7 protein-coding genes are annotated in these 8,416 nt (G+C 41.0%); 3 read left to right on the forward strand and 4 right to left on the reverse strand.

All coding sequences use genetic code 11. From position 1 onward, the window contains the following. The 3 genes from RYL27_RS09485 to RYL27_RS09495 all read right to left on the reverse strand — a co-directional run. A partial coding sequence (locus RYL27_RS09485; RefSeq protein ID WP_314966826.1) for an MFS transporter occupies positions 1–868 on the reverse strand: 868 nt, incomplete at its 3' end. A 94-nt stretch (positions 869–962) separates the two neighbouring features. Beyond that, positions 963–2,015 (reverse strand): HigA family addiction module antitoxin, encoded by a 1,053-nt coding sequence (locus RYL27_RS09490; protein WP_314966828.1) that lies wholly within the window; start codon positions 2,013–2,015, stop codon positions 963–965. Positions 2,016–2,044: 29 nt separating this feature from the next. Beyond that, positions 2,045–2,341, reverse strand: a complete 297-nt coding sequence (locus RYL27_RS09495; protein ID WP_314966829.1) for a type II toxin-antitoxin system RelE/ParE family toxin — start codon at positions 2,339–2,341, stop codon at positions 2,045–2,047. Positions 2,342–2,623: 282 nt separating this feature from the next. Between RYL27_RS09495 and RYL27_RS09500 the strand changes: the two genes are divergently transcribed. Continuing rightward, positions 2,624–5,803 (forward strand): DUF3427 domain-containing protein, encoded by a 3,180-nt coding sequence (locus tag RYL27_RS09500; protein WP_314966831.1) that lies wholly within the window; start codon positions 2,624–2,626, stop codon positions 5,801–5,803. Positions 5,804–6,012: 209 nt separating this feature from the next. Here RYL27_RS09500 and RYL27_RS09505 read toward each other — a convergent pair whose 3' ends face one another. Further along, positions 6,013–6,726 carry a metallophosphoesterase gene (locus RYL27_RS09505; RefSeq protein ID WP_314966833.1) on the reverse strand — a complete coding sequence of 238 codons (714 nt, stop codon included), beginning with the start codon at positions 6,724–6,726 and terminating at the stop codon, positions 6,013–6,015. A 156-nt stretch (positions 6,727–6,882) separates the two neighbouring features. Between RYL27_RS09505 and RYL27_RS09510 the strand changes: the two genes are divergently transcribed. Next, a complete protein-coding gene (locus tag RYL27_RS09510; protein ID WP_314966835.1) occupies positions 6,883–7,650 on the forward strand; it encodes a nucleoside phosphorylase in 768 nt (255 codons plus the stop codon). A gap of 198 nt (positions 7,651–7,848) precedes the next feature. Beyond that, positions 7,849–8,416: helix-turn-helix domain-containing protein (locus RYL27_RS09515; RefSeq protein ID WP_314966837.1), on the forward strand; the 568-nt coding region annotated here is incomplete at its 3' end.

Genomic DNA, 8,416 nt, shown 5'->3' on the forward strand with positions numbered 1-8,416 from the left:
AACCGAACTTCTTCTTATCCGGAATTTTAATTCGATATTGTAATGCACTGCCGATTGACCTTCCTATAAACTCCACCACGGAAAATGCGGCATACATTGCCGCCGTGAATCCCGGAAAAGTACGGAAAAAAGCGATGAGAAGGGGAGAATATCCGGTGTCAACGCCATTGCTCACCGCCATATATTCATAAAGACCTAAAAGGCCGCGTTCTTTCTTTAAATACTGTACCGCCTCCCGTATATCCGAGGCCCATGCCTGAAGAGAATAGGGTTCGGAATGATGCCGTTCCGTTTCATCCAGACGAATAAAGCTCTCCGTGATAGCGGCAAGAAGCGATAGTCCGCCCTGCGCAATCAGAATCCATGCCACACCGAATGTGTCCAAAAGCACTGCGGCAAACGGGGTCATAATCACCGTTAAAACCGGATAAAGCATGGAAGATACCGCGTAGCCCTTTTGCTCCGCGCCTTTCGGGATTAATTCCGGATAAATACTGGTAAACGCCAACTCGTCTACCGATCCGAGACAGGCCAGAAGCAAAGACAGCGCGAGATACCCGATGTAGGAAAAGTGAAAAAACAAGAGCCATAGTCCCATGCCGAAAATCAAAAAGGAATTTGCAACATCTCCCATGACCAGAAAAGTCTTTCTCGGAAGTCGATCCATAATAGGCGCAATGACGATAGGGATAAACAGGAAGGGAAGAAGCTGTATTGCGAGAATCAGAGCGGATGCCAAAGTGCTCCCGGTTTCATCGAAAACCAGGAATGCCAGCGCAAAACCTCCTGCAATTCCCCCGATAGTCCCCATCGTAGACGCAAGAATCACCAAGCTGAAATTTCGATTCCAGAGTTTTGTCGTTTCCATAGCAAGCACCTCAGTAAATAGATTAGTCATTACGTAAGAAAATGAAAAATCCGTATATTATAGAAAACAATCCCAAATTAAAGTTCTCTAAGAACTATACAACGACTTTATAATGATCCTTTAATTCATTCAGTATACTATGCTTAATGAACCCTTCGTTTTGTAATCTTCCAACCACAATCCCGGGTGCAATTCCTTGCTTCTTAGCAAACACATGTACATTTGATGCAGAAAAGCTATTATTAACAACAAATTCATCAAAATCCTTAGCAGGGATTAATGTGTCTTTGGACCAAGAATTTGCAGCTTTTTCATCATCCTCTGAAGTTCCATTCATTTGACCTATATGCCCTAATACAATATGAGCTAATTCATGAAATAGACTGAACCAAAACTTATCTGCATCTTTTCCTCTCGCAGTTAATCCTACAACAATCTTCTTTCCGTCCATAAAGGAAGCTCCTTGTAAAAATGAGCCTTGCAAATGCGGCAAAAAAACAAGTGCAATCCCGCACTCTGCAAGCATACTTTTAAGCTTCGGACAGAACTCTTTCGCTTTCATAACTGTCATCAATCTGATTTTAGGAATAATATTCACTAAGCCTTTAATATTAATGGGAGCCGTTTCAACCTCTCTGGCCTTTATCCTTGCTTCTTGTGCCCAAGCCAGTAACGCTAGATCACTCTTTTCTGTCACAGCCAACCTTCTACATGCAATTTTTGTTATCTGAATATTCTCCAGTAGCGAAAGTTCTACAACCTCAAAATATTTTCTAAGATTTACCACTTTTTCCTTTAATACTCTCGTTTCAGGAACCCATCCATATTTAGCCATCTCATTATAAGGCAATTTTTTAGCTATCTCTTCATCCTTATCCACAGCATTTTCAGCTTCGGCTTTAATTAATTTTTCCCTGTATATCGCTTCTAAATTATTCCAAAACTTTGCAGGTACTCCGAGCACCAGCTCCAATCTAACAGCAACCTCCGGAGTTAATTGTACCTCTCCATTTATAAGCTTACTGATATGCTTTTCAGACATATCCATTCTTGCAGCAAATTCTTTCTGACTCATTCCTCTGTCATTGAGTTGCTCCTTTATTGTCGCTCCAGGTGGTGTTGCAATAATGCTACGACTTCTCACCATAGTACTACCCCCTATCCCATTTCACTTTTCTAATGGTAATCCACTATTTCCATAATATGGGCTACCTGTATCTTATTACCGTGTTTTTCAAATACCATTCTATACGGATGAACCAAATCAACTGCATATTGCCCTTTGCGGTTATTGGTCAATGGATGGCATCTACCGATATGGAATTTAATCATCTCTTCCACAGTGTCTGCAGCTTCTATTTCCGCTATACGCATCTGTATTTTTTCAGACATTTCATTTCCATAAGTTCGATCTGAAACTTTAGCATCCGTACAAACTTTCTTTATTTTATTCGTTTTGTACGTAACTTCCAAGGCATCACCTCTTCCTTGCAATTAACCTTTTAGGTAAATTTATATTACTATAAATAAAGAGCTTAGTCAATTTAAATTTACCTTTAAGGTAGATTTTTATAACAATCGCGGGCTGTATTAAACTTTTTAAGCTAAGAGTAGATACTTTATATTTTAAAGGATTTAGAATGATTCTTTAGTTTCTCAAAATCCTCCCATAACTTATTTACTTCCTCTAAAGAAGCTGCCATAATGATTTCATTCTGTAAAAAATAAAATCACATATTTCAAGAGGATAACCTTATGCTTAAGCCCGGAATTTATGAACAGCTGATCAACTTAGCAATTCAAGAGGAACTGTCTGCATTTTCAGAAGAAGAAAAGAGTATTGTGAAAATCGATGAAGCGGAAGCCTCCACTGTATTGGCTCAATACTGTAGCGATATTATTCGCAGCAATCTGGAGCAACTGTCTGATCAAGATACTACTGCCAAAATTCAAGTGATTAATAAAATCATTGCGCTCCTTTCCTCGGAGGGGGAGGATATTTCTCCATTGTCTGTTGGTACGGAAGGAGAACAGCTCCTTGCCGTACTTTCCGCTACCCATTCCGAAAATCCGCTTCTAAAGCTTGGTATGAAAAGTGCAAAGGATCTACTTCGTCCAGAAAGTCCGATTTCCCAGAGTAGTCTTTTTACCGGTTCACAAAATGAGCCTTCCCTATTTTCCGAATTAAAAAAAGAAATCGCATCCGCAGATCGGATTGATTTCCTGGTTTCTTTTATCAAAATGAGCGGTTTGAACCTGATTCGCGATACACTAAAAGAGTTCACTGAAAATGGGGGAAAGCTTCGCATTATCACCACTTCCTATATGGGAGCCAGTGATGCTAAGGCTATTGAACAGCTTTGTAACTTATCTAATACGGAAATAAGAATTTCCTATGATATTGAAAGACAACGACTACATGCAAAGTCTTATATCTTTTACAGAGAAAGCGGCTTTACCACAGCCTATATCGGTTCCTCCAATCTTTCCTCTGCCGCTCTTAATAGTGGCTTAGAATGGAACGTCAAACTGACTGCCAAAGATATGCCTTTCATTCTCAAAAAAATGGAGACAATTTTTGACAGTTATTGGAATAATGCAAGTTTTATTTCCTATACAAATAGTGAGGAAGATAAGAAAAAGTTGAAAGATGCGCTTCAAATAGGAAAAACAGGACAGTCTTCCTTTTCCGATGACAGCTTTCTTTTTGACTTAAATCCTTATCCCCATCAACTGGAAATCTTAGATCAAATTGATGCAGAAAGAGAAGTTCGAGGAAATTATAAGAACCTCATTGTCTCTGCGACAGGTACCGGTAAAACCTTAATTTCCGCCTTTGACTACAAACGTTTTTCGAAAAAGCATGGCGCAAGAAAACCCAGACTTTTATTTGTCGTGCATAGAGAAGAAATCCTAAAGCAAAGCTTAGCAGTCTTTCGACACGTATTAAAGGATTCCAACTTCGGAGCATTATTTGTAGGGCAATTCACGCCGGATTCCTTAGATCATCTTTTTATCTCTATACAGACCTTTTCTTCGAAGAACTTTACAGAAGCAGTGCCTCCTGATTATTATGATTATATTGTCGTAGATGAATTTCACCATGCCGCAGCTCCCAGCTATCAGGACTTATTAAGTTATTTTCAACCCAAAGTTCTTCTAGGACTTACCGCCACGCCGGAGCGTATGGACGGAAAGGATATTTTAAAGTACTTTAACAATAAAATTACGGCTGAAATCCGTCTTCCTGAAGCAATTAACCGTGGCTTACTCTGCCCCTTCCAGTATTTCGGAATTTCTGATGAGATCGATTTATCCAATGTGCATTGGGTAAGAGGTGGCTATGATAAAACAGAGCTTAGTAACATTTTCTCTCTGCAAAGTAGTAGTGCAGAAAAAAGAGCAAATCATATTATCAACAGTGTTAATCGCTATGTAAATGATATTCATGCGGTTCATGGACTTGGCTTTTGCGTTTCAGTAGAGCATGCGAAATTCATGGAAAGTCACTTTAAAAAGAATGGAATTGCCTGTCTGTCCTTAACCGGAAATTCCGGTGTTGAAGAACGTAACACAGCAAAGAATCGTCTGATTTCCGGTGAAATTCAATTTATTTTTGTTGTGGATTTATATAATGAAGGAATTGATATTCCGGAGGTGGATACGATTCTATTTCTCCGTCCTACAGAATCCTTAACAGTCTTTTTACAGCAGTTAGGACGCGGACTACGTCTTTCTACGGATAAAGAGTGTCTCACTGTTTTAGATTTTATTGGGCAAGCCAATAAAAAATATAATTTTGAAGAAAAGTTTTCCGCCTTGCTGTCTCATCACAGGAATAACCTTAGCCAAGAGATACAGAAGGGCTTTACTTCACTTCCCCAAAACTGCTATATCCAATTAGAAAAGGTAGCCAGCAAAATTATCTTGGAGAATATAAGGGCAAACTTTGATAGAAAAGACGGTTTTCTCTTTAGACTAAAATCTTTCAGTGAAGATACGGGACTTCCTTTAAGCTATGACAATTTTTTAAAGTATTTTCATCTAAGCCCTAAAGACATTTATCTCCGAAAAAGCTCCTTTTCCAGACTTTGCGTAGAGGCAGAGCAATGGAAAAATTTTTCCGAACCATTAGAAGAATTGATTACGAAAGCCTTGCCAAAGCTTTGCAGCATAAACTCAAGACGTTGGATTCATTTTTTACAAGAATGTCTGTCCATGTTTTTAGAAAATACACCGGAAAATTGTTTTAACTACCTCTTATCTTTACCTAAACTGCAAGCCAGATTCTTCCGAATGTTCTATTTCACCTTGTTTCAAAGACTTATAGATTGGGAAAGTCCGGAGGATAAAGAGAATTTAATCAATTTACAGAAATCTCCTACAATGCTTCGAGAATTACTGGATTTACTTTCCTTTAATTTGGACAGCATAGATTTTGTGGATCAAAGCCTGTCATGTATACCAGACTGTCCACTGGATGTGCATTGTAGCTATTCAAGAGATCAGATCTTATTGGCTTTAGACTTTGAAATGCCCAATACGGTTCGAGAGGGCGTGAAATGGCTTCCGGAGAAAAAGCTGGATCTTCTTTTTGTGACTTTGAATAAATCTGATAAAGAGTATTCCCCCAGTACCATGTACCAAGACTACTCCCTTAACGAAAGGCTATTTCACTGGCAGAGCCAGAATGCCACTTCCGATACTTCTGAAACCGGAAAACGCTATATTCAGCACAAAAAACTGGGGACAAATGTCTTTTTATTTGTTCGCGAAAGGAAAAAAACTGCCCTTGGGGCAGAAGCCTATACCTTTCTTGGCCCCGCCCGGTATGTATCCTACACCGGCAGTAAGCCCATGAGCATTATCTGGCAGTTGGAAACACCAATTCCGGAAAAGTATTTAAAGCAAACCGGCAAGGTCCTCATCGGATAAGAAAGTACTATGAAAATCATACTGATTTTCTTCACAATATAGGTCTGAAATTGAGGCACGCTCTCGCTAAGCTCGCCCAACGGGTAGGGTACTAAGCGAAAAACTGCAGTACCTTTGTTTTTCGCAAGTACCCGCAGGCTCAGATTGCCTCCCTTTCAGGCCTATATCGTCGAAAACCCATCATGTATTGATTTTTCATAGTACTTTTTTTAAACCTCTACCACCTCATACTCCCCCGTCTCGGAATCTATCACCACCATGGCAGATTCCCCAATCTGCGTACCTTCCCTATCCGTGGAGAAAACATCTGTAAAGATCATTCCCCCCTGCTCCATGATTTTTTCCACCGGAGTATGCCCCACAACCTGCTTGTACTTTTCCCCTCGGAATGCCTTTCTCCGTACATCCAATGCTCTTAGCCAAAGGGGCGATTCATCATTCCACAGCTTATCCTGAGAAGCAGTATTTACCGAACGCAGAACTTCATCTATATCCGCATCCAAGAGTTTCCTGTTAAGACTTTTTACAAATTCCGTGCTAAGGCCTGCATGGGAGAACAAAACTCGACCTATCCTATGCATAATGTTGATTTGAGAGGAATTTTTCAGGCTGTTTTCCAGTTCTTCCAGCTTTTCCATAACCGTCCGCTCCGCATAAGGAGAATAGCCGCTTTCCAGCCGTCCCCAGGGATAGCTTAAGTCATGATTTCCATAGCACCAAAGGGTATCCGGATACTCCTTGGCAAATGCAATAGCCCTGTCGTAGATTGCTCTGTACCGATCAATCTGAAATTCCATATCCCAATCATCAGGCATATCCATAAGACAGACTGCCCTTTCTGCCTTACCGGACTTTAAGACATTTTCCGCTTTATCGAATATCCAGTTTTTTAAATGCACATCCGGTATGACCAGTACTTTCATATTATCTTACTCCTCATACAATTTAAATATTTAAATTTCCTTACTATTTTCCTTCTTGCGAATCTCTTATTTTCCCATGTATACTAAGACTTTATAAAAAATATTGCTATTATTTTGCCATAAAACCCTTTTAAAAAGAGAAAAATAGAGGCCAAAATGAGTATTCAAAAACACGAAATCCCCATCTTGGAATTTGATTCCGACCCCAGTGCCGTTTTAGAGCCGGGTCACGAAGCACTGGATGTGCATTTTCCGGAGAGGGCCGTTTTTGCCTTTTTACAGGACACGGTTGAAAAATATGCCTTACAGTATGGCGGAAAGGTACTGACCCATTTTCTCTCCGCCACCATGCAATATCCCATTTTTTTATTGGAGGAAAATGGAATTCCCTTCCTCTTGGTACAGGCTCCTGTAGGTGCCGCCCCTGCCGCACAGATTCTGGATTGGCTCATTGCCCATGGAGTGAAAAAAGTCATCAGCAGTGGTTCCTGCGGTGTATTGGTTCATAAGGAGGAAGGCGTTTTTCTGGTTCCAAAAAAAGCACTGCGGGACGAAGGCACTTCCTACCATTATCTTCCTCCCTCCCGCTTCGTGGACATAGAGGAAGCCCCAAGAAAGGCTATCGAAAAAGTTCTGCGCTCCCATCATTTGTCCTATGAAGAGGTAATTACCTGGTCCACCGACGGATTTTTCCGGGAAACCAAAGAAAAGGTGGAATATAGAAAGTCGGAAGGTTGTACCGTTGTGGAAATGGAGTGTTCCGCCCTGGCAGCCGTGGCAAAGATGCGGGATATTCAATGGGGTAGTCTGCTCTACACCGGAGATTCTTTGGCAAATGTAGAGGAACACGATATGCGTTCCTTCGGTATTGGTTCCCGGGAAATCGCCTTGCGTCTCAGCATTGAATCGGTTTTGGAAATGTAGAACTTGCTTTTCCGAAAATGACATTTTTCCACGGAAAATCAAGGCTTTGCAACCGCCGGTTGTCAAATTGACAAGCCTTCTTTCTTCCCTGCAACCGGATTTTTTACTAGTATGGGAGACGTAAAGACGGAGTGAGCCAAGACATTTTCCGGTAAGGGAAATCCCGGTAAACACAGAGTATGATAAAAGGAGCAGAGTATGATACTGGCAGACAAGATTATAGAATTAAGAAAGAAAAACGGTTGGTCTCAGGAGGACCTGGCGGAGAAGATGGATGTCAGCAGACAGTCCATTTCCAAGTGGGAGGGTGCCCAGTCCATTCCGGACATGAATAAGATTTTAAAGTTGTCCGAGGTCTTTTCCGTAAGTACAGATTATCTCTTAAAGGATGAAATAGGGCCGGAATCTATAGAGGATGCCCCGAAAGTCGATACGGACTCTTCCTTTAAAGAAGTGCCGGTTTCCATGGAGGAGGCCAATGCTTTTCTGGAGCACAAGAATCAAGCAGCTTCCCAGATTGCTTTGGGCGTATTGCTTTGTATCCTTTCCCCCACCCTATTGATTGCTTTAACTACCCTTCAGGAAAGTGCCCGTATTCCCCTCTCCGAGGAAAAAGCAGTCGGTATCGGTGTGCTCTTCCTCTTTCTTTTAGCAGGAGTAGGAGTAGCCTTATTTATCAAAAACTCCATTGAAGGAGATCGATTCCATTACATGGAAAAAGAGCTTCTGAATACCGCTTACGGGGTAAACGGTATGGTGCAGGAGA

It is taken from the genome of Oribacterium sinus (genome assembly GCF_963537195.1).
In the GTDB taxonomy this organism is placed as follows: domain Bacteria; phylum Bacillota; class Clostridia; order Lachnospirales; family Lachnospiraceae; genus Oribacterium; species Oribacterium sinus_A.